At 67.9% G+C, this 21,132-nt stretch carries 24 protein-coding genes and 1 pseudogene; 20 read left to right on the top strand and 5 right to left on the bottom strand.

Features of this window, described 5'->3' with window-relative positions; translation table 11 throughout:
- Window positions 1-75: 75 nt before the first annotated feature.
- From ACIBI9_RS64850 to ACIBI9_RS64835, 4 genes are all read left to right on the top strand, one after another.
- Window positions 76-639: a polyprenyl synthetase family protein gene (locus ACIBI9_RS64850; protein WP_397238606.1), complete on the top strand. Its 564-nt coding sequence runs from the start codon at window positions 76-78 to the stop codon at window positions 637-639.
- Window positions 640-1,172: 533 nt separating this feature from the next.
- Complete coding sequence (locus ACIBI9_RS64845) at window positions 1,173-1,919, top strand: SDR family oxidoreductase (RefSeq protein WP_397238604.1); 747 nt, start codon at window positions 1,173-1,175, stop codon at window positions 1,917-1,919.
- Between the two features lie 253 nt (window positions 1,920-2,172).
- Window positions 2,173-3,603 (top strand): cytochrome P450, encoded by a 1,431-nt coding sequence (locus tag ACIBI9_RS64840; protein ID WP_397238602.1) that lies wholly within the window; start codon window positions 2,173-2,175, stop codon window positions 3,601-3,603.
- 125 nt (window positions 3,604-3,728) lie between these two features.
- On the top strand, window positions 3,729-4,826 hold the full coding sequence (locus ACIBI9_RS64835) for a hypothetical protein (RefSeq protein ID WP_397238600.1): 1,098 nt from the start codon (window positions 3,729-3,731) through the stop codon (window positions 4,824-4,826).
- A 147-nt stretch (window positions 4,827-4,973) separates the two neighbouring features.
- Here the strand turns inward: ACIBI9_RS64835 and ACIBI9_RS64830 are convergent, their stop codons facing one another.
- The 3 genes from ACIBI9_RS64830 to ACIBI9_RS64820 form a co-directional block, all read right to left on the bottom strand.
- Window positions 4,974-5,225 (bottom strand): hypothetical protein, encoded by a 252-nt coding sequence (locus ACIBI9_RS64830; RefSeq protein ID WP_397238597.1) that lies wholly within the window; start codon window positions 5,223-5,225, stop codon window positions 4,974-4,976.
- Entirely contained in the window at window positions 5,222-5,692 is a 471-nt protein-coding gene (locus ACIBI9_RS64825; RefSeq protein ID WP_397238595.1) for a DUF6283 family protein, read from the bottom strand. The genes ACIBI9_RS64830 and ACIBI9_RS64825 overlap by 4 nt, the downstream gene beginning before the upstream one ends.
- A 1,230-nt stretch (window positions 5,693-6,922) precedes the next feature.
- Window positions 6,923-7,228, bottom strand: coding sequence for a DUF1330 domain-containing protein (locus ACIBI9_RS64820; protein WP_189142964.1), 306 nt, complete (start codon window positions 7,226-7,228; stop codon window positions 6,923-6,925).
- 188 nt (window positions 7,229-7,416) lie between these two features.
- Here ACIBI9_RS64820 and ACIBI9_RS64815 point away from each other — a divergent pair, with 188 nt between their 5' ends.
- From ACIBI9_RS64815 to ACIBI9_RS64765, 11 genes are all read left to right on the top strand, one after another.
- The gene (locus tag ACIBI9_RS64815) at window positions 7,417-8,319 is read left to right on the top strand and encodes a LysR family transcriptional regulator (protein WP_346118026.1); all 903 of its coding nucleotides are present in this window, start codon (window positions 7,417-7,419) and stop codon (window positions 8,317-8,319) included.
- 971 nt (window positions 8,320-9,290) lie between these two features.
- Entirely contained in the window at window positions 9,291-9,761 is a 471-nt protein-coding gene (locus ACIBI9_RS64810; protein WP_397238593.1) for an ArsR/SmtB family transcription factor, read from the top strand.
- On the top strand, window positions 9,758-10,528 hold the full coding sequence (locus ACIBI9_RS64805; RefSeq protein ID WP_397238591.1) for a cation transporter: 771 nt from the start codon (window positions 9,758-9,760) through the stop codon (window positions 10,526-10,528). Before ACIBI9_RS64810 ends, ACIBI9_RS64805 begins: the two co-directional genes overlap by 4 nt.
- On the top strand, window positions 10,521-10,859 hold the full coding sequence (locus tag ACIBI9_RS64800) for a DUF3703 domain-containing protein (RefSeq protein WP_397238589.1): 339 nt from the start codon (window positions 10,521-10,523) through the stop codon (window positions 10,857-10,859). The genes ACIBI9_RS64805 and ACIBI9_RS64800 overlap by 8 nt, the downstream gene beginning before the upstream one ends.
- A gap of 38 nt (window positions 10,860-10,897) precedes the next feature.
- The gene (locus ACIBI9_RS64795) at window positions 10,898-12,322 is read left to right on the top strand and encodes a hypothetical protein (RefSeq protein WP_397238587.1); all 1,425 of its coding nucleotides are present in this window, start codon (window positions 10,898-10,900) and stop codon (window positions 12,320-12,322) included.
- Between the two features lie 131 nt (window positions 12,323-12,453).
- Window positions 12,454-12,660 (top strand): hypothetical protein, encoded by a 207-nt coding sequence (locus ACIBI9_RS64790; RefSeq protein WP_397238585.1) that lies wholly within the window; start codon window positions 12,454-12,456, stop codon window positions 12,658-12,660.
- A gap of 2 nt (window positions 12,661-12,662) precedes the next feature.
- On the top strand, window positions 12,663-12,848 hold the full coding sequence (locus ACIBI9_RS64785; protein ID WP_397238583.1) for a hypothetical protein: 186 nt from the start codon (window positions 12,663-12,665) through the stop codon (window positions 12,846-12,848).
- Window positions 12,849-13,090: 242 nt separating this feature from the next.
- On the top strand, window positions 13,091-13,525 hold the full coding sequence (locus ACIBI9_RS64780) for an Hsp20/alpha crystallin family protein (RefSeq protein ID WP_397238581.1): 435 nt from the start codon (window positions 13,091-13,093) through the stop codon (window positions 13,523-13,525).
- 65 nt (window positions 13,526-13,590) lie between these two features.
- On the top strand, window positions 13,591-13,881 hold the full coding sequence (locus ACIBI9_RS64775) for a MerR family transcriptional regulator (RefSeq protein ID WP_397238579.1): 291 nt from the start codon (window positions 13,591-13,593) through the stop codon (window positions 13,879-13,881).
- 16 nt (window positions 13,882-13,897) lie between these two features.
- Window positions 13,898-14,380: a general stress protein gene (locus ACIBI9_RS64770; protein WP_397238577.1), complete on the top strand. Its 483-nt coding sequence runs from the start codon at window positions 13,898-13,900 to the stop codon at window positions 14,378-14,380.
- Window positions 14,381-15,524: 1,144 nt separating this feature from the next.
- A complete protein-coding gene (locus tag ACIBI9_RS64765) occupies window positions 15,525-15,722 on the top strand; it encodes an integrase core domain-containing protein (RefSeq protein WP_397238575.1) in 198 nt (65 codons plus the stop codon).
- Between the two features lie 264 nt (window positions 15,723-15,986).
- Here ACIBI9_RS64765 and ACIBI9_RS64760 read toward each other — a convergent pair whose 3' ends face one another.
- Together ACIBI9_RS64760 and ACIBI9_RS64755 are read right to left on the bottom strand one after the other, a co-directional pair.
- On the bottom strand, window positions 15,987-16,313 hold the full coding sequence (locus ACIBI9_RS64760; protein ID WP_397238574.1) for an RNaseH domain-containing protein: 327 nt from the start codon (window positions 16,311-16,313) through the stop codon (window positions 15,987-15,989).
- Window positions 16,314-16,849: 536 nt separating this feature from the next.
- Window positions 16,850-17,749 carry a helix-turn-helix domain-containing protein gene (locus ACIBI9_RS64755; RefSeq protein ID WP_397238572.1) on the bottom strand — a complete coding sequence of 300 codons (900 nt, stop codon included), beginning with the start codon at window positions 17,747-17,749 and terminating at the stop codon, window positions 16,850-16,852.
- A gap of 77 nt (window positions 17,750-17,826) precedes the next feature.
- Between ACIBI9_RS64755 and ACIBI9_RS64750 the strand changes: the two genes are divergently transcribed.
- The 5 genes and pseudogenes from ACIBI9_RS64750 (at window position 17,827) to ACIBI9_RS64730 (ending at window position 20,906) form a co-directional block, all read left to right on the top strand.
- Window positions 17,827-18,513 carry a cyclophilin-like fold protein gene (locus ACIBI9_RS64750; RefSeq protein WP_397238570.1) on the top strand — a complete coding sequence of 229 codons (687 nt, stop codon included), beginning with the start codon at window positions 17,827-17,829 and terminating at the stop codon, window positions 18,511-18,513.
- A gap of 281 nt (window positions 18,514-18,794) precedes the next feature.
- A complete protein-coding gene (locus ACIBI9_RS64745) occupies window positions 18,795-18,947 on the top strand; it encodes a hypothetical protein (RefSeq protein ID WP_397238568.1) in 153 nt (50 codons plus the stop codon).
- 283 nt (window positions 18,948-19,230) lie between these two features.
- Window positions 19,231-19,476, top strand: coding sequence for an MBL fold metallo-hydrolase (locus tag ACIBI9_RS64740; RefSeq protein ID WP_397238566.1), 246 nt, complete (start codon window positions 19,231-19,233; stop codon window positions 19,474-19,476).
- Window positions 19,477-19,761: 285 nt separating this feature from the next.
- Window positions 19,762-20,162, top strand: a pseudogene (locus ACIBI9_RS64735) (transposase); the annotation flags it as partial.
- Between the two features lie 39 nt (window positions 20,163-20,201).
- A complete protein-coding gene (locus ACIBI9_RS64730) occupies window positions 20,202-20,906 on the top strand; it encodes a cytidylate kinase family protein (RefSeq protein ID WP_397238564.1) in 705 nt (234 codons plus the stop codon).
- Window positions 20,907-21,132: the final 226 nt, after the last annotated feature.

Genomic DNA, 21,132 nt, shown 5'->3' with positions numbered 1-21,132 from the left:
GGCGGGCGACGCACTTCTTGTGCTGGCGCTGAAGGTATTGGACAACCGCGTGGGGGCCCCGGTCTTGACCCAGGCGTGCTGGAGCTCTGCGCGGGTCAGGCCGCCGACCTGGCGTTCGAGACCCGCCAGGACGTTGGGCTGCCCGAATGTCTGGCCATGGCCGAGGCCAAGACCGGAGCGCTGCTGGGCGCGGCCTGCCAGCTCGGCGCCCTGGCGGCCGGAGCCGAGCCGGCCGCTGCGCACTGCTACCGCACCTTCGCCAGGCAACTCGGCGTCGCATTCCAATTGGTCGACGATCTCCTGGGGGTCTGGGGCGACCCGATCGCCACCGGCAAACCCGCGGGCTCAGACCTGGCTTCTCGCAAGAAATCGTTGCCGGTCGTCGCCGCTCTGACCTCAGGGACCGCTGCGGGCGAGTGTCTGGCCCGGATGTACCAACGTGAACAAGACATGGACGAGCACGCGATCGCGCACGCCGCCGAGCTGATCGAAGCCGCCGGAGGCAAAACCTGGGCACAGCAGGAGGCCGAACGGCGGATCGTCGCGGCATTGGACGCCCTTACCGCAGCCCACCCTGACCCGGCCGCCACCACCGACCTCCACGCCCTGGCCGCCCTCATCACCCGCAGAGACCGCTGACATGACCACCTGCACCCGGCCGGCCACCCGACAACGCAGCCAATTTCGCCTAGGACCTCTTTCACCGACTCCCGAGCGATCACCACCCGGGACAACTGTTCCTCTCGGCCCCCAACCACTCGGTCAGATCAGCGATCTCCTGCCGGGTCTGCTCCGCCTGACGGCGAGCCGCGGCCTCCCGCCGCGCCGGCGACTCCAGAAACGAGCCCATCACCTCCACCGCCCCGCACGACTGCCCCTGCCCCAAGACAACAACCCTCACCCCGAACAGCCCCAGCCACAAACCCCCAGCTCAACAGCTCCCTCGACCGGAGCGGGCACCCGAACGAGATAGGGCGGGTCCACGATGCACTCCGCACTCGTCACCGGCGCCGCCAGCAGACGGGTCCGTGGATCCTCTGGCCCGGGTCGACCGGCGTCCGGCTCGGCGGTCGCCGGATCCGCGCCGGCCTGTACCCGGCCCACCTGCGTGCGCACATCCAAACCAGAACAGGGACCCTGAGAGGTAGGCCATGAGCCCGATGCTGGAAGGAATGACCGCTCTCATCACCGGTGCCGCCTCGGGGATCGGCGCTGCCGCTGCCCGGGTGTTCAGCGGGCACGGGGCACGGCTGGTCCTGGCCGACATCGACGACGAGGGCGGGCAGTCGGTCGCCGAGGGGGTGGCCAAGAACGGTGGCGAGGCCGTGTTCGTCCACACCGACATCACCTCCGACCGTGAGGTCGCGGCGATGGTCCAGGCCGTCGTGGCCGCCTATGGGCGGCTCGACTGCGCCTTCAACAATGCCGCCATCGACGGAGCCATGGCACCGCTGCACGAGGCCAGCGCGGAGAACTGGGAACAAGTCCTGCGCGTGAACCTCACCGGCGTGTTCCTATGCCTGAAGCACGAACTCGCCCAGATGCTCCGGCAGGGCGGCGGCTCGATCGTCAACACCGCCTCAGTCGCTGGCCTGGTCGGCGCCGCCAGCCCCCCGGCATCGGCCTACGTCGCGTCCAAACACGGAGTGGTCGGCCTGACCAGGCAGGCCGCCCTGGAATACGCCGAACAGCGGATCCGCGTCAACGCCGTCTGCCCCGGGGCAGTCCGCACGCCGATGATGGAGGAGGTCATCCGGCAGGGTCTGATCAGCCTGGAGGACATCGTCGGCCTCCAGCCGGTCAAGCGGCTGGCCGAACCCGAGGAGATCGCCGAGTCGGCCGCCTGGCTGTGCAGTGGCCTGTCGTCCTTCATCACCGGGCATGCCATGGCCGTCGACGGCGGCTGGACCGCGCAGTGACCGCCGACACATCTACCTCCGCGTGCGGAATGCCTACTCCGACGCAGAGGACGTCTCTTGTTCCGATGGCCGAGCCCTCCCGCGGAGCAATGATGTTCGATCCAAACGCCAATGTGGGGTTGTCGAACGCTCTTCCACCCTCCAACCGGCCGAAGGCACCCGCGCAGCCACCGGGGCACGGGCAGCGTGCGCGCGCGAGAGACGCCCATGGATTCACCCGACGTCATCGACTGCGTAGATCCGGAGCGCTCCCATGCCTGATGAAACGACCATCCCTTGGGCTCGTGGCGGCCTCCCGGTTATTGGCCATCTGCTGCCCTTGCTGAAAGACCCGTTGAGCTTCTTGGATTCGCTTCCCGCTCAAGGCGATCTGGTTCGGGTCGGGGTCGGACCGGTGTCGGCGGTCGTCGTGTGCGACCCGGAGCTGAACCATCAGGTCCTGGTCAACGATCGCCTCTTCGACAAGGGCGGCATGCTCTTCGACCGGCTGCGAGAGGTCGTGGGGTACGGCCTGGGGACCGTGCCCCACGACCCGCATCGCCTCCAGCGGCGCATGCTGCAGCCGGCGTTCGTCAAATCCCGGCTGCCAGGACACGCCGCCATCATGGTCAAAGAGATCTCCAAGGTCGTCGATATCTGGCAGGACGGCCAGATCGTCACCGACGTGCCCGGCGTTCTCCACGACCTCGCCGGCCGCATCACGACCGCCACGATGTTCACCGCACCGCTTCCCGAACCGCTGCTCGAGGAACTGACCGACGCCCTCCACGTGGTCATGGACAGCCTGATCTTCAGGATGGCGACACCGCATGCCCTGGCCAAGATTCCGACGCGGGGCAAACGCCGTTACGACAGCGGCGGTTCCCGACTGCGCGCGGCCACCGGCCAGCTCATCGACATCTACCACCAATCCGACCTCGAACATGACGACGTACTGTCGATGCTGCTCTCGGCCCGGGACGATGACGGCCGGCCCTTGTCTCAGGAGCAGATCAGCAACCAGGTCCTCACCATGTACATAGGGGGCGTCGAGACGGTCGCCGTGACGGTGAGCTGGGCGCTGCACTTCATAGCCTGCATGCCCGAGATCCGTGAGCGCCTCCACCACGAGGTCGACGCCGCCCTGGCCGGACGTAATGCCACCTGGAACGACCTGCCGCAGCTGCCTTACACTCGCGCCATCATCTCCGAGACGCTGCGCATCCGCCCGCCCGGCTGGGTCCTCACCCGCATCACCACCGCTGATACCGAGCTCGGCGGGCATTTTCTTCCGGCCGGAACCACCGTGATCTACAGCCCCTACCTGATGCACCGCAGGGTCGATATCTACCCCACCCCCACGGCCTTCGACCCCGACCGGTGGGACACCCGACACACCCCAGCACCACCCCACGGCGCGTACGTGCCGTTCGCACTAGGCGCCCGCCGTTGCATCGGCGACACCTTCGGCACGACCGAAGCCATGCTGATCGTCTCCTCCATCGCCGCGCGCTGGCACCTGCACCCGCACGGAGCGCCCGTAAACCCCAAGCCGCGCACGAGCCTCGTACCAGATCAGCTGGACCTGCGGATCACCGCCCGCACACCCGCACCAGCCCCCTATGGAACAGCCGGCGGCATCACCCGCCCTGGCGTCACCCCGGACACCGACCGTTGCCCTTTCACCCCAGAGAACAGCGCATGAACGCACTGCCCGACCGCAGCCATCAGACGGCTCCACCATGCCAGCCATACCTACTCAGCGCCCCCCGGGGTGACCGAAACCCTCCGAATGATTCCGATCACCCATAACCCGAAAGGCAGGGCGCCATGGCAGAACCTGAGATCGTCATGCAACTGCCAGGCATGTACTTCCCTATGCCGTGGCGCACCCACAGGAAGGTGGACCTGCTGGAGAAGCAAGGCCTGGGCTTCATGGAGCGGCACGGCCTGTGCCAAGGGCCGGGTCGCCGCGAGCGCGTTGCAGGTACCCGATCGGCGCTGTTTTTCGCCGGCAACTGCCCAGAGGCCGACGTGGAGCGGCTCCAGATGGCGGTGGACTGGACGTACCTGATGTTTGTCTTTGACGACTTCGTCTGTGACGAGGAAGCGCCCGAGGACGCCTTCTCCTTCCTGGACCTGGCCGTGCGCATCATCCGCACCCTCGAATCGCCGACCGCGGGCTTGCTACCGCCCGAAAACCCCTTCACCGGCCCGGTCATCGATCTCGCAGAGCGGCTGCACAGCCTTGCCACCCCTACCCAGCGTCGACGCCTGGTGGATGCACACCTGTCCTGGTATCTCGGAGTGGCCTGGGAGCGCGCTGCCCGCCAGCAGCAGCTGACACCCACCCTGAACGACTACCTCTACACACGGCTGCTATATGTGGCCGGCTTCCCGACGATCGCGTGGTTTCAGGTCAGCCAACTGGATGACATCCCCGACACGGAGATCAACTTTCCGGCCATACACGCGCTGACCGAGATGGCCGGCATGGTCGCCGCCCTCGACGACGACCTATTCTCCTACGGCAAAGAACTCTGGCACGCCTCCCGTCACCCCCCGACAACCGGTCCCATCCTCAATCTCGTCGACCTCTACCAGAGCTACGACCAATGCAGCCGTGAGGAAGCCCAGCGGCGCGTTGTGGCACTGCGCGATCGCATCCTGGCACGCTTCACCGAGGTCCGCGACCTGGTCCTGCCCGGCGCAGGACAACCACTGCGCCGGTACCTATCCGATTTGACCTGCCTGATACGCGGCAACTACGAATGGGGCATCGGGGCCGGCCGTTACACCAACCCCGACGGCCGCCACCCCGGCGCCATAAAAGTCACCGGCACGGTCACCGACAGTCCCAGCGCCCTCGGCCCGCCCGAAGACATCCCTTGCATCGGATGGTGGTGGCAAGACATGGGGTCCCTGTAGCTTCGGCCGAAAATCCAACAGATACGTTCTGACCTGCATTGATAGACAGGGCTCAGGTGTGACCCACCAACCCGAAACCTCTGCATAAGTGCAGGTCAGAGGCATATCCATTGGTTTCTGCGCCATTGCTACCGCAACCCCTAGAACTCAGCGGGCGAGGTCCTGGACGAGCATGGTCAGGGCACGTTCCCGCTCGAGGTCGCGCCGCTGCTGCACCGGATCGGGAGTGAGTGGCGGCATCCGGGTGCAGGCCACACGGATGCGGTTGCCCGTGTCGGGTTTGAGCCGCCAGTTGGCGCTGGCGGGGCTGTCGAGGATGACTTCCCAGCCGGGCGCGGGGTCGGCCAGGTAAGCGACGATGGACGTCTCCACGACGCCGGCGGTTGTCGGGTCGGTCATGCCGTCGAAATGCTCGGCGAGTGTCTGAACCACCTGGCGGGCGTAGCTGGCGCGCGCGGCGGCGGCTGCGTCGACGCCGTGGCGCTCAGCTGCTCCTGACGGCGGGCTACCAGTTCCGTCAGGGAAGCATGCAAGGCGGGCCAGTCGCGGGTGTCGGGGTGGACGGCCTCTATGGGAAGGGTGCCGGCGATCAAGCTCATCCGGGTGGGCACGTGGTGGGGGCCGACCACGGCCAGCCGGCCCGCGCACAGCCGCATCGGATGCGCGGTGCCCGGCTGGTCTTTATGACAGGACATCGCGGTTGCCTCGGCGGCGCGCATGTCGTCGGCGAGAGTGGAGTCGGCCGCGCGCACCCCACGCTCGGCGCGCAGCAGCCGGGCCATGTCGTGCTTGGTGAAGGCGGTCAGATCCGCGTCCGTGCGCCAGGGACACTTGCGGTCGCCGTCGCAGGGGCGGCGGCGGAACACCTCGGGTGGCGCCTGCCCGGCTACCGCCGGTGTGGCCGCCTGTCCGGCCTCGAAGCGAGGGCCGGCGAGCCCACTCTCCGATCGACATCTTCTTCGAATAGGCCCCCACAGCGGTACCGCTCTCAGCCGTAGATCCGCTCGTGTCCGTGCACAGTGTGAACACCTCCTCGAGCTGGTCGCTGGACGGGGGGACTCCGGGTGCACCACCAGGGATCGCCTCGCTGCCGGCCGTGCGCGCCGCCGACCTCGGCCCGGACGCGGTGCTGGGCGCGGCAGGTGGCAGCTGGCACAGCCAGGGGCCGAACGGGCATCAGGCCCTCTCCCACGGCGGGAGGCCGGTGGCCGGCCCCGTTCAGATTGGCAACCGACTCATCACCCATCCAGCCGGACGACAGTGGCCCATCGGACACGTGCAGTTGGAACGGGGGGCCGGGCCACGTACGAGCGGGATGAGAATCGTCCAAGATTGCCTCGTCGTCGTGCTGGCATGTCAGCTCCACACACTCGGCTGGATCGCCTACGGCGACGGTGAGCCGCCAATCGCTCCATGCATGACTGCGTTGCAGTTCGGCGTACACGTCGATGCCTCCAGGTCCGCGGAGCTCAACGAAGTCCGAGTCTGGCCAGCTGCTGGGAAAGTTCAGCAGTGGGATGGTGCTCAGCGCCTCGCACACCTCCTGCAGGGCGTCGGAGGACTCGCTGAACCATTGAGGGCGCGTGACCCCGGCCTCTTGGCGGCTCTGGGCGCCGGTCACTGCGCCGCCATCCTGGATCTCGAAGGCGAGATCCGCGTAGACCAGGACGTCGTCTTCCCGCCAGACGCGGGTGCGCCCGCACTCCTGATAGGGGGGCGGCCGGAATACGCCAGAAAGGTATCGCCGGGCCCTGTTTTAGCTGGTCGGAGCGGTGATGCAACGACGCCCGAGCGTTGGCTCGGGCGTCGTTGGTGCTGGGGTGGGTTCAGGTGGTGAGGCGGTGTCTTCGATCCCGGCTAGCAAGAAGTCCAGTGCGGCCGACGCCTTGCCGACTCTGGGCACTGCATCGCTCTGACCTGCATGTACAGCTGGATGCATGCAGAAAAGCAGGCTCGCGTGCTGCGGATGGTCTTCGGATCCGGCCTCGGGGAGCAATGGGACAGTGGTTGGCGTTAAGCATTGACCGACGTCATGGACGCCGTTGACGGCGGGCGTTCCCGCCGGTTACCCGTTCAGCGATGGCTGGGCCCGCCGGTCAGTCGATGCCTTCGATGATGCGGAAGTCGCGCTCGAAGCCGTCGGGGAGGGCCACCAGCGCCTTCTGGTATGCCTCGCTCTCGTATGCCGCGACGGCCTGTTCAAAGCTGTCGAACTCGATCAGAACGACGCGTTGCGTGATTCCGGCCTCGTGGGCGACGACTCGACCGCCACGGGACGGGATCCGGGACAGGACGCGCCCGCCCCCAGCCTGGACAGCCGGACCGGCCAGCTTGTCGTAGGCAGTCAGCCTCTCAGGGTCGGAAATGGCGGGGTAGACACTGACCCAGTAGCCCTTAGCCATGGAAACCTCCTGTGTTGGGCCGGACACGTCCGACTTCGAATTGACACTCAGATCGATCGATCCCGGCGACCGGTACTGCGGTCGGTTGAATCGTCATATGCGCAGGTTAGGGCTTGATGTGCGGTCGAGGGAAAGACCAGTACTGGATAGACTCAGAACGGATCGTTATCAATCGGCAGGGAGGGCACGTGGCGCCGGATACGGTGAGCCTGCGGTACTTCCTGGTGCTGGCGCAGGAGTTGAACTTCACCCGCGCGGCCGCACGGATCGGTATCGCACAGCCCGCACTCAGCGCCCGGATGCGCCGATTGGAGGCGGAACTCGGTACGGCCCTGCTGGTCCGCAACACGCGTAGCGTCGTATTGACCACGGCCGGTGCGGCTTTGGCGGAGTCCGCGCCGCCCGCGCTGGCGGCGCTGGACCGGGCATGGGACACCGCCCGGAGCGCGGCGGCCGGTGAACTGGGCACGCTGCGCATCGGATACAGCCTCAGCGCCGGGGCCGAGACGGCACCGGCCCTGGTGGACAGGCTGATTCGCGGCAACAGCGGACTCGAGGTCGGCGCGGTCCCGATGGCGACACCGGAGATCTCCCCCGCGGTCGCCGACGGCCGCATCGATGCCGGGATCACCCGCGGTGAACAGCCGGGCCGTGGCGTGCGCCGGTTCCTGCTGCGGCGTATGCGCGTCGGGGTCCAGCTGGCGCAGCATCATCCGCTGGCCGAACACCCGGAGATCGAGATCGCCGACGCGGCCGCGTATCCGCTGCGACTCCCGGACCGTGCGGCCAACCCCGTGATCCACGATCAGCTGTCCGCACTGTTCCGAGACACCCGACCACACCCTCGATTCCACACGCCCGCAGTCTCTTTCGACATGTCTCAGCGCGACCTGCGCGACGGGGTCACCCTCGCCCCGGCCGGAGAAGCCGCGGTCACGGCACAACCGGCCGGTCTCACCTGGCGACCGCTGCGGGGCGCGCCCAGCCTGACGATCCACCTGGTCCTCCCACGCGAGCAGTCGCCGCTTCACCGCCGCATCCGTGCCGTCGCCAAAACCCTGGCGCACGAGCTGCACTGGCTGTCGGACTGACGCGCAAGAGGTCAAGCGAGACGGACGCCTGCGGTGGCGAGGCCGAAGACCTTGCGCCCGGCGGACTTCGCGGTGATGACGACGGCGGTCTTGCTGAATGTCCGACACGACCTCGCTACGCCGGCGGATCAGCATCCGATGATGGCCCCGGGTCCGGTCCGAGTCGTACACCGCGGCGACGTCCTCGCCCAGCCCGAGATCTCGGCGGATACCGCGCCTTCGCCGCCGCCGAAACCGGACAAGCACGGGTAACCGGCGGGAACGCCCGCCGTCAACGGCGTCCATGACGTCGGTCAATGCTCAACGCCAACCACTGTTCCATTGCTCCCCGAGGCCGGGATCGAAGGCGCCCTCTGAGCGGGCCGCTTCGGTGGCGGACGGCGGTCAGTCCTGGTCGGCGGCTTGCACGAGGTGTTCGGCTTGGCAGTCGGCGCATTATCTTAGGTGACTCTTAGTAGTCACGCATGTAAGGCACATGGGCTCCCGACGAACATGCCTGACACGTTATCTGGGGTTGTCAGGCCCGTTCGTCACCTGCCGGACGTGCCCTTCTCTAGGATCTTGCTCAAGTCCCAGTCGTACGTGTCGTACGTCAGCGTTGCAGCGGTCGCCCACCGGGCTCGATGCCGTGGGCCGGCCTGTGAAACGCCCGAGATCCTGGGTCTCCTGGTGTGAGGGGCGCGGGCGTCTGGACCTTCGGACCTCCAGCTCCGGGGCTCTGGCCACGGCTAGGGCCTGGCTGGCATGGGAAGCGAGGGGGATGGTCGGCATGCAGCTTCGCAGCACCGCCGCCGGGCTCATCATCGGAGCAGTCGTGGGTGTTCTGGCCGGGTTGCGTCCACGGCCTGGACACTCGCCCAGATGCCCGCCGACGACCGGCCTGGCAGCAGCCCAGACCCCACCCCGTCCCGGACGTTCCGCCTCGCGCATCCCCTTGCCAATACATAACCAAATCGGGCTATCATCGTAGTATGGCGATTAAAGATGATGGCGGCCCATGCGTGAGCGCGGACATCGCCGCGGGGATCTCCCCGGCGGCGGCGTTGTTCCACTCCCTGGCCGACGAGACCCGGCTGCGCATCGTGCAGCGGCTCGCGCGCGGCGAGGCCCGCGTCGTCGACCTGACCGCCGAGCTCGGGCTGGCCCAGTCCACGGTCTCCAAGCACCTGGCCTGCCTGCGCGACTGTGACCTGGTCGACTACCGCGCCGAAGGACGCCAGTCCTTCTACTCCCTGACCCGGCCCGAGCTGATGGACCTGCTCGCCTCCGCCGAACACCTGCTGGCCGCCACCGGCCACGCCGTGGTGCTCTGCCCCGTCCACGGCACCCAGCCACGCCCGGCCGACGCCCCCAGCACTCTGCAAGCCGAGATCGACCACGACCTCACCCAGCTCGACGCGCAGACCGGCAACGAGAACGCGACGGGGGAGGCGGTTTCATGACCACGCTGAACCTGCCTGCCCCGGACCGGCGGACGTTACTGCAGCGCCGCATCCGGCTGCTGGTCGCGGCCACCATCACCTACAACCTGATCGAAGCCGCAGTGGCCATCACCGCCGGCACTCTCGCCTCCTCCGCCGCCCTGATCGGCTTCGGCCTGGACTCCATCGTCGAGGTCGCCTCCGCCGCCGCGGTCGCCTGGCAGTTCTCCGCCACCGACCACGAGAAGCGGGAGAAGACCGCGCTGCGCGTCATCGCGATCTCGTTCTTCGCGCTGGCCGCCTACGTCACCTTCGACGCCGTCCGCGCCCTGTTCGGCGTGGGCGAGGCCGAACACTCCACCCCCGGCCTGATCCTGGCCGCCCTGAGCCTGGTCATCATGCCGTTCCTGTCGCATGCGCAGCGCCGCGCCGGCCGCGAACTCGGCTCCGCCAGCGCGGTGGCCGACTCCAAGCAGACCCTGCTGTGCACCTACCTGTCCGGCGTGCTGCTGGTGGGCCTGGCGCTCAACAGCCTGTTCGGCTGGTCCTGGGCCGACCCGATCGCCGCCCTGGTCATCGCCGCCGTCGCTGTCAAGGAAGGCCGCGAAGCCTGGCGCGGGGACGCCTGCTGCCCGCACCCTCTCGCCACGAGCGATGCCGCCGTGGCGGTCAACGACGCCGGCTGCGCCGACGGCTGCTGCCAGACCGACGCCCCCGCCACCGCCGGCATCGACACCGTCAGCATCGACATGACGATCAGCAGGCGTGATGACCGGCCGGATGCCTGAGCGGGTGCGCGCCGCCTACCAGGCCGAGATGCGCGCCGCCCGCACCGCCACCACCGCCGAGGCGCGCTGGCGGCACCTGGAGCGCGCCCACATCATCTCCCAGCCCTGGCCCTGGCCGCACACCGCCAACCACATCGCCATGTTCACCCTAGCCGTCCGCCAGCGCGACCGCCGCGAAGCGTTCGGCCAGGTGATCCGCATCATCGCCGCCGCCCCGGCCTCGGCGCTGGGCCGCTACCCCGAGGGCAACACCGGCCGCGCCCGCGTCCGCCTGACCCAGCCCATGCCCATGCCTGCGGACCTGGCCAAGCTGCTGCAAGCACAGCCGTGATCCGTTCTCGATCACTGTTCCCAAGGAAGCCACAAGCGATGAAGGTCTCGACATTACGGCTGCTGGCCGACGCCCGCCGGGCCAAGGCAGGCGGCGAACGGGCCATGGCCGCCCGGCAGCAAGCTCGCCTGGACGAGCTCGTGGCTTGGGCGCGCACCCGCTCGCCCTACTACCGGCACCTTTACCAGGACCTCCCGGCCGGGATGGCTGGCCCGATCGATCTGACCCGCCTGCCTGTCACCCGCAAGAGCGAGTTGATGTCCGCCTTCGACGACTGGGTCACCGATCCCGCCGTCACCTTCACCGCGGCCCGGGCGTTCGCCGACGACCCGGCGCGCATCGGGGAGCCGTTCGCCGGCCGCTACACGCTGTCCACCACCTCCGGCACCACCGGCACGCACGGCATCTTCCTGCAAGACGCCCGCGCGGCCGCGGTGACCGGCGCGATGATGGCCCGGATGCTGCTCACCTGGCTGAAGGCCGCCGATGTCGCGCGCATCGCCCGCGGTGGTGGGCGGATGGCGCTGGTGGCGCCGGTCGGCGGGCACTTCGCCTCCACCGTCACCGCCGCCCGGCTGCGTGGCCGGTCCCGCATCGCCTCCTTCAGCGTTCAGCAGCCGCTGGATGAGCTGGTCGCCGAGCTCAACGCCTTCCGCCCGGCGGTGCTGGCCCCCTACGCCAGCATCGGCGCGCTGCTGGCCGGCGAGGCCGAGGCGGGACGGCTGCGCATCAATCCCGCCCTGGTGGTGCTCAGCGCCGAAGGCCTGCCGCTGCCGGAATACGCGCGCATCGCGGCCGCCCTGAACGCCAAGGTGCGCACCAGCTACGCCTGCAACGAGTGCCCGTTCCTGTCCTACGGCTGCGAACACGGCTGGATGCACCTCAACGCAGACTGGGCCATCCTCGAGCCCGTCGACGAGCAGTACCGTCCGGTGCCGCCCGGCCGGCCCTCCCACACGGTGCTGCTGACCAACCTGGCCAACCACGTCCAACCGATCCTGCGCTATGACCTGGGCGACGCCGTCCAGGTCCGCCCCGACCGCTGCCCATGCGGCAACCCCGGCCCGGCCGTCCGTGTCCAGGGCCGTCCAGCCGACCTGCTCACCATCCCCCGGCCCGACGGCGAGCCGGTCACCCTTGCCCCGCTGCCGCTGGCCACCCTGCTGGAGTCCGTGCCGGGACTAGAGCTGTTCCAGATCGTCCAGAGCGCACCCACCGCGCTGCGCATCCGGCTTCACCCCGCGCCGGGCGCCGACCCCGACACCGTCTGGCATCAGATCCAGACCCGCCTGAGCGAACTGCTGGCCCGCCACGGCCTGGGCCACGTCTCCATCGAACACGCCAGCGAGCCGCCGCAGCAGAACGCCGGCGGCAAATACCGCGCCGTCATCCCCGTCACCACACCCTCGTCCGCGGACTCGCCGTCCACCAGCGTGACCGCCGTGCAGCGTTCGGCCAGGTGAAAGGAGCCCATCGGTGAAGCATGCGACTTCGTGGGCGGCGCTGACAGGCTGGGCACTGATCTACGGGCTGGGCAGTCAGCGGGCTGTTCACCGTCGTCCTGTTCGGCGGCGCGTTGGCCGCCCGTGACTTCATGGTCCAGGACTACCCGCCCGCCATCCGCGACCGCTACGGCCCCAAAAGCCCGCGCGGGCAACGCGTCGCCCGCCTGGCCAGCCTCATCGTCGCCGTCGGCGTGGTCGCCATCCTGGCCCTCGCGCTGACACATCTGAACGAGCTCGCCCCCGGCTCTGGTCGCGTACGTCTACGCCTGGATCATCTTGCAACCTGTTCGACCTGATCGTGCTGGACTGGCTCATCGTGGTCACCTGGCGGCCCGCACTGGTCGTGCTGCCCGGCACCCAGAACATGTCCGACTACCGCGACCTCGGCTTCCATCTGCGCGGCTTCGCCAAGGGCATCGTCATCTGCTCGGTCGGCGCGGGCATCGCCGGCGGCGCCTACAGCCTGCTGACGGCGCTCATCTGACCTCTGGTTGGTGGCCAGACATCTCAGCCGCAGCCAGCTCACTTGCCTTACATGCCTTAACGGCTGTCAAGCGGCTGACCAGCTACTTCGCTTGAATGCCCCAGATAACCGCTGAGCTTGCTCCGACCCGCAGCCCCAACAGACCTCAACGTCGTTCGGCAGCTTGCATCCATTCATGGGTGGAGTTAACATACAAATCAAGTTGGAGGTTCTTCTCGGAGAGCTCGCGAAGGGAGCTGGACATGCTGCTCACATCCATCGACCCGTTCATCCAGGAGTTCGAGCGCCAGTTCGACCAGCTGGCCCGCCGGACCTTCGGCACCGGCACGGGCGCCCTCATGCCGATGGACGGCCTGCGCCGCGAGGACGACGTGCTGCTGACGTTCGACCTGCCCGGCATCGACCCCGAGTCCATCGAGGTCACCGTCGACCGCGGAGTGCTGAGCGTCAGCGCTCGCCGCGAGGAGGAGATCCCCGAGGGCGAGCGGGTCTTCGTCCGCGAACGCCCCATGGGCACCTTCACCCGCCGCGTCTACCTGTCGGAGTACCTCGACAGCGACAAGATCGACGCTGGGTACGCCAACGGCGTGCTGAAGGTCCGCATCCCCGTGCTCGAGCGGGCCAAGCCCCGTAAGGTCGAGATCCAGCAGGGCGACGTCAAGGCCATCCGGGCCTGATATGCACGTCCATGGCAAGGGCGGGTGCCGACGGGCCCGCCCTTGCCATTCGAGAGGAGGTTCGGATGGCCGGCATGCCGTTCGACGACGAGCACGCTCCGCTGTACTCCCTGGGTCAGGTCGCGGAGATGCTGCAGGTGCAGCAGGCCTTCCTGCGCCGGCTCGACCAGCACGACGTGGTCAGCCCGCACCGCTCTCCCGGCGGGCAGCGCCGCTACTCCCGCCACGACATCGGGATGCTGCAGCACGTCACCACGATGACCGGCCAGGGAATGACGCTCAACGCCATCCGCCGCATCCTCGAGCTGGAACAGGAAGTCCGCGAACTGCGTGCGGCCCTGAAGCGACCCATCTAGGAAGGAGGCACCTGTCATGATCGAGACCGCTCCGGCGATCGCATCTGCGGCCGCGGGCGGCGACCGGCCGGTGGTCGGCTCCTACGACACCTGCGAACAGGCCCGTGAGGCAGTCGCCTTCCTGGCCGACAACGGTATTCCGGCGCACCGAGTGGGCATCGTCGGGGAGAACCTGCGCCTGATGGAGAACGTTCTGAGCCGGATGACCACCCGCCGTGCGGCGGGCATGGGCGCTGCGCTCGGCGCCTGGTTCGGTCTGCCTTCCAGCCTGATGGTCCTACTGGTCGCGGGTCCGTGGGCGGCGCTGCTGGCGGGGATGGCCTTCGGCGCGCTGCTCGGCGCCGCCTTCGGCGTGACCGCGTGCTGGGCCGCGCGCGGCCGAGGTGACCTGTTGACCAACCAGTCGCTGGTAGCCGCCCGCTATGCTGTCGTGGCCGACGTGGCCATCGCCGACGACGCGCGCAACCTCTTGATCAAGCACGGCTGGCGCACCGGCTGAGCCGGCAGGAGCCTCCCTGCCGATGTCCGTGCCTCATCGGGCCCCGGCGAGGCATCGTAGCTGCACGACGTCCTCGACGTCGCAGGAATCGCGGACGTGCATGCGGTACGGCACCACTGAAGGGGAACACCGCGGCGCCTGGATCGTCCATCCACCCGTCCGTCGTGACTCATTATCTGTGGTAACGGGCTCATGACCGTTCGCGATGCCCCGATGGGATCCCTGGCACGTGCGGCGATCACGCCACGGGTGGGGTGGTGGCGATGCTTATCTGCGGTTCGGGCTGCCTGCCCTGTTGCCCATGGGGTTCTATCTCCTGTGAGGGGCTGTCCTTCGGAGATGGGGGGTATCCGGTGCCAGAAACTGGCGCTGAGGCCTGACCTGGTCTTCCAGGCTCGCCTTTCGTGTTGTTTCGGCTTCTGTATCTGCTGGTGGTCAGGGTGTTCGGCTGGCTGGTGCTGCTCACTCGGGGCAGCGCCTCCAAAGAGGTGGAAATCGTGGTGTTGCGGCATGAGGTTGCGGTGCTGCGCCGCCAGGTCGTCCAGCCCAGGCCGGACTGGGCTGATCGAGCGCTGCTGGCAGCGCTGGCCAGGCTGTTACCTGCTCGCCTCCGACTGCATCGCATAGTGACGCCAGGCACGTTGCTCGCCTGGCACCGCAGGCTGGTCAAGAAGAAGTGGATCTACCCCGCCAAGCAGGATCGGCCCTCGGTCTCCGAAGAGAGGGACGGTCCGCAGAGTCTTGGCGGTGGCGGGGCCCGCGCCGCGTCTAGCTTCACCGACTTGGCGCGAGTTCCTCGTCGCCCAGGCCTCCGGCATCCTGGCGTGCGACTTTCTCTACGTCGATACGGTGTTTCTCAAACGTTTGTACGTGCTGTTTGTCATGGAGGTCGAAACGCGGCGCGTGCATATCCTTGGTGTCACGGCTTATCCGACCGGTGTCTGGACGGCGCAGCAGGCGCGCAATCTGCTGATGGAACTGGGGGAGCGAGCGGCCGGGTTCCGATTCTTGATCCGGGACAGGACGGCAAGTTCGGCGGAGGACCGGACGGGGTGCTCGCTGGGGCGGGCGTACGTGTCCTCAAGACGCCGCCGCGCTCGCCGAGCGGTTCGTCGGTACGCTCCGGCGCGAATGTCTCGATCACATGCTGGTGCATGGTGAGCGGCACTTGCGGCAGGTCTTGGCCGAGTATGAGCGCCACTACAACCAACACCGGCCGCATCAGGCGCTGTCACTACGTCAACCCATTCATGATCCGGCCGAAGTTGTTGATCTCACAGCTCGCATACAGCGGCGAAGCGCTGTATGCGGTCTGATCCATGAGTATCGCAGAGCAGCTTGACGACGCGCGAAACCGCAGGCCAGCGCTATGAGCGAAATTTGGCACCGGACAGGGTCGAGATGACCTACACCACGACCCACCCTCGCGCGGTCGGCAGTGGTTACCACCTGACCCAGTGCAGCGTCAGCACCGAGTGGCTGTCACACTCGCCCACTCCCGGGTCATACACAGCGATGAGCTGCACGGCCTCTGGACGAGCCCCAGGGGCACCGCGACGCCGACAACGAATGTCCATCCGGATCTCCTCGTCGGTTCGAGCTGCAATCAGGTGTCGTCCTTGGCGTCGGGAAGCACATACTCCACGGCCTTCTTCGCCAGGTGAAGAGGGAAGGGAAGGGCCAGGGGCCCATCGATGTCAGGTGCGTGACGCAACTGGTGGACGCAGGCGGCCCACTCGCCGGGCTCTTCACCGCGTTGACAGGCGAGGACCGCGATCTCCAGCAGATTGAGATTGAAGGCGTTCTTGTCGGTGTCTCGAACTTCCTTGCCCCTCCGGTCAATCCGCGCACCCTCCTTTCGCGCCTTAATGGACGCCTTCTTCGCGGTGCTGGGCCTATCTGTGCCTTGCGCGGGAGGCCTGGCTGGGCTCACCCGAGGGTCGTTTTGGTGGGAGGGCTCGTCCAGGTCGCGGCGGGTCGACCCCGGTCAGTTCTCGTCGATGTAGACCTCGGAGAGCATGAGCGCCGGGGTGAAGTTGGGGATGTCGTTGAAGATCTTCGTGCGGGCGATGTCCGTGTACGCCTCGGCCATCGCTTCGAGCGAGTCGAAGTAGAGGTGGCCGACGAAGACGTACGGCGGGCATGCCGCCTGGTCAGCGTGGGGACCTGCTCGACAAAGGTGCGAACGTCACAGGTGGTGTTGTCGCAGAAGAACCGGCGGACCTCGAACTCGATCAGTATGGGCCGTCCTGAGGACGGCAGATCGTGATGATCAGTTCCGTGATGAACCGGATCATGACGACGCGGCCGTTCACCTGCGCGTCGAGTTACGAAATCGCGATCACACGACCACCGCTCGCATCGGCAATGTGATCACAGGATGTGACAGCTTCACGGACTTTGCGCCAGATCCGCTACTCACCCGGCAAGCCACCCCATCCTGGTCGGCCGTCAGTAGAAGCGTATGTGTCAGGTGCGCCCGATGGGCGGGTGGCCGGTGTCCTGGGGCCGGTCCGTGTGCTCGTGCGTGGCAGCCCAGGAGGCGAGCAGGCGGAGCGCGTCCTCGGACGGGGAGCCGGGCTCGGCGGTGTAGATCGTCATGGACAGGTCGGGCTCGGCGCGCAGGTCCATGCTCTCGTAGGTGAGGGCGAGCTCGCCGACGATGTGGTGGTGGAAGTGCTTGACGCCGGTGCCGTGGGTGCGGACGTTGTGGGCTCCCCAGCGGCGGCGGAAGTCGTCGCTGCGGGTGCACAGTTCCCCGACCAGGTCGTGCAGGCCCTTGTCGTGCGGGTCCTTGCCGGCGGCGGTGCGCAGGTTGGCCACGGTCATGTCGGCGGCCAGGTCCCAGTCGGGATAGAAGCGGCGGGCGGCGCTGTCGAGGAAGGTGAACCGGGCGAAGTTCGGCGGCCGGGTGGGGTCGGCGTAGACGTCGCAGTACAGGGCGCGGCCCAGGTGGTTGGCGGCCAGCAGGTCCGATCGGTTGTTGCCGATGATCGCCGGGGCGGTGATGATGCTGTCGAGCATCCATCGCAGGCCGGGACGTGCCGCCGGCTGGTCGGGCCGGCGGCGGCGCAGGATGGCGTTGCTACCGTCCGCCTCGTGCGCGAGGCGCAGCAGGTGAGCGCGTTCGGCGTCGTCCAGGTGCAGGGCGCGGGCGATCGCTTCGAGCACACCGGCCGAGACGCCGGCCAGGTGGCCGCGTTCGAGCTTGGCGTAGTACTCCACGCTCATTCCGGCCAGGGCGGCGACCTCGCTGCGGCGTAGTCCGGGGACGCGGCGCTGACCCGCGACGGGCAGGCCGGCCTGCTTGGGAGTGATCTTGGCGCGTCGTGAGGTGAGGAATTCGCGCACTTCGGACCGGTTGTCCATGCCACGACGGTACGCCAACCCTGGACAGACTGGGATGTACTGGGAATGCACCCATCAGCAGTGGCTTTCTCGCACCGGTGCTGCTCGGATGTCCTGGATGCCATGACCGCTGCCGTGACCTCGCCGTCCGGGCCCGCCGCCGCCTTACCGCCTGCCTGCTGACCACCGCGCTGACCACCGCGACGCCGGCCGGGTGCTCGCTCCCGGCGAACCCGCACCTGACCAGCCCGCTGGCAGCATCAGGGCCGTCGCCGGGAACGCTGCCGGGGACGCCGGTGGTGCTGCGGCTCGGCGACCAAGCCGTCACCGTGACCTTGACCGACACGCCGCCCTCGCGGCAGTTCGCCGCGATGCTGCCGTTGACCGTGCAGCTGACGGACGCGTGGGGGCAGGCGAAGGCGGGGCCGCTGCCGCGCTCGCTCACGGCCGACGGCGGCACGCCGGTCCACGATCCCACCCCCGGCGAGCTCTACTTCTGGCCCTCGAGCGGGGTGATCGCCGTCTACTACGACGATCTCGGACAGACGGTCCCTGATCCGGGCCTGGTCCGCCTCGGCGTCGTCAAGACCGGCTTGGACACACTCGCCGAGGCGGGCAACCGGATCACGATCCGGATCGAGCCGGCCGTCGCGGCCGGCTCTGTCTTGCCGCACCCGCCTCGGGACCGAGGTGCCCTCAACTCCGCCTGCGTCCGCCGACCCGCCGTCACCCCCCACGGCGGCGACTGCCGGATCAGCACTCCTGATGGGAGGAAACGCGCGTAGCGAACCTGCATGGCGGAGAATCCTGGGACCAGAGTTCCGCAGAGCGGCATCTACGAGTGTGAGTCGGGCTGCGGCCACAGCACCGACGTGAAAGGCCACGTCTTCCCGCCGACGCCGCAAGGCTGCCCAGGCCAGGACTGGGTGCTACGCACGCCGACCGCTGCGAGCTCGGTGACAGGAGGTGCCGGTTGACCATACGGCCAGCCGCCGTGCCATGCCGTTACCAGTCCGCCAGGTCGGTGGGCGACAGAGCGATCTTGTCGGCCGGGAAGGGAGTGCTCATGCTCGGCGACAAGCACGAGGCGAGCGTACTGTTCATCGGCAATGCCACAACGCTCATCATCTGCAACGGCTTCACCATCCTCACCGACCCAACTTCCTGCACCGCGGCCGGCGCGCGTACCTGGGCTACGGGCTCACCAGCAAACGGCTGACCGAGCCAGCTTTGGACGCCGTAGTGCTCTCACACATGCACGGCGACCGCTGGGACCGCGTCGCCCGCGACGGCCTGGACAAGACCACGCCGATCATCACCACCCGGCGGGCGGCGCGTGCACTGCGCCGCCAGGGCTACGCCGACACGACCGGGCTCGACACTTGGCGGCACCGCGAGCTGAGCAACGACGTACGGTTGCGCCTGTACATCAGCGGCGACATGCTCATGACCAGGGAACTGGAGGCGATCCGCGGCGGTTCCCCGACATCGACGCCGGCATCGTGCACTTGGGCGGCGCCAAGCTGCTGGGCATGCTGCCGGTCGGCATGGACGGCCGGCAGGGCGTCCGCTGGGCCGGACTGATCCGCCCACGCACGATCATCCCGGTTCACTACGACGACTACGGTGTCTTCACCTCCCCGCTGGCCGACTTTGTCCACCATGTCGAGGCAGCCGGCCAGGACGGCAATATCGTCCGCCTCGACAGAGGCGAGTCCTGCGAGCTTCAGGGCAGCAAGCGGCTGTAGGGCACCGTCGTCCTTCTCTGATCAGCGGTTTCAGCGCATGCTTGACGAGAAAGATAGCCGGCGGCCGATCATGGTCGGCCAGGAGGTTCGCCCATGAGCGGCGCTCTTCCCCCGCCTCCACTGGCCATCGAGGGACAGAGTGCTGTAAGCCGTTGCCGCATCGGTGGTGCTGAACTTCCTCCTGCGTGATGTCCATGGCGATCAGCGAGTACCGGCGAGCCGGCTGACCAACGGGGTGCAGTCATGAAATACGCAGGTCAGGGCCCTGGGCCTGGTTTTGACACCCTTCAGCACCTGGCCGAGATCTGGAACGCCGAGGATGAGACCCATGCCCTGGCCGCGGTGAAGGCGTTCGAGGCCGCCTACGGCGCCACGTACCCCAAGGCCGTCGACAAGGTGACCGATGAGCTGCCCGCGCTGATCGAGTTCTACGCCTACCCCGCCGAGCACTGGCAGCATCTGCGCACCAACCAACCCGATCGAGCCACTTCGCCATGGTCCGGCACCGCACCAAGGTCACAAAAGGGCCCGGGTCCCGAGCCGCCGGCCTGGCCATGGCCTTCACACTCATCGAGTCCGCCCAGGCCCGCCGGCGTGCGGTCAACGCACCCCACCTCGTCGCCCTCGTCCGCGCCCGCTTCGAACGAGGCGTCCTCGTCGAACGCGAGCCGGCGACCGCAGCCTGACGTGCGGTGCTAAACAGAGACACCGTGAGAGAGGCAGCAATGAACCAAGGCACCCGCGGCGAGCTCATCAGTCGGCTGGCCGAAGCGATCAGGTCCGTCACGACCGCGCACCCGCTGCGGGTCGCCATCGACGGGCCGCCCGCCGCCGGCAAGACCACGCTGGCCGACGAGCTCGCGGTCGTCCTGCGCGCGCAGGACCGCGACGTCATCCGCGCGAGCATCGACGACTTCCTCTTCCCCCGTGCACAGCGCTACCGACGTGGCCAGTACTCGGCCGAAGGCTGCTATTTCGACGCCCATGACCACGCCGCGCTGTGCCGGGTCCTGCTCGATCCGCTGGGCCCAGGCGGAGACCGAAGGTTCCAACACGCGGTCTACGACAGAGACACCGACACCCCGTCGTCCCCGCCGGCGACGACCGCCCCCGCAGACGCCGTACTGCTCTTCGACGGCGTCTTCCTCCTGCGCCCAGAACTCATCGACCGGTGGGACCTGCGCATCTTCGTGTCCGTCCCATTCGAGCAGACGGTAGATCGCGCTCGGGACCGAGGCACAGCGCTGGCCGGATCCACCGCCGACACCGCCGAAATCGAACGGTCCTGGCGCAACCGCTATATCCCCTCCCAACAGCTCTACTTCGCCACAGCCCGCCCAACCGACCACGCCGACATCATCGTGTACAACGATCAGCTCCAACGGCCGACCTGGGAAGTCCGGCCACATTCATCGATACACAGGATTTGACAATTGCTCGCCGGGATTTTCCCCGCCGTCGTGTCGGGAAGTGACGATGGATGCCGCGCCGTGTCGCGTACACAGGAGCAACCACCGAGCAACCATGCCGTGCGCCAGGAACGGCGGAGATCCCAGGGACGGCGAGGGTGTCCACGTCGTTCGCCATAAGACGATCTTGGACACCCTCGTTCTCGTCTCCGCAGGCACCCCTTGGACCACACCACCAGGAGGAACC

This window comes from Nonomuraea sp. NPDC050451, from assembly GCF_044458585.1.
Note: the sequence above shows the minus strand (reverse complement) of the source record. Positions and strands in the feature narration are given on the sequence as shown.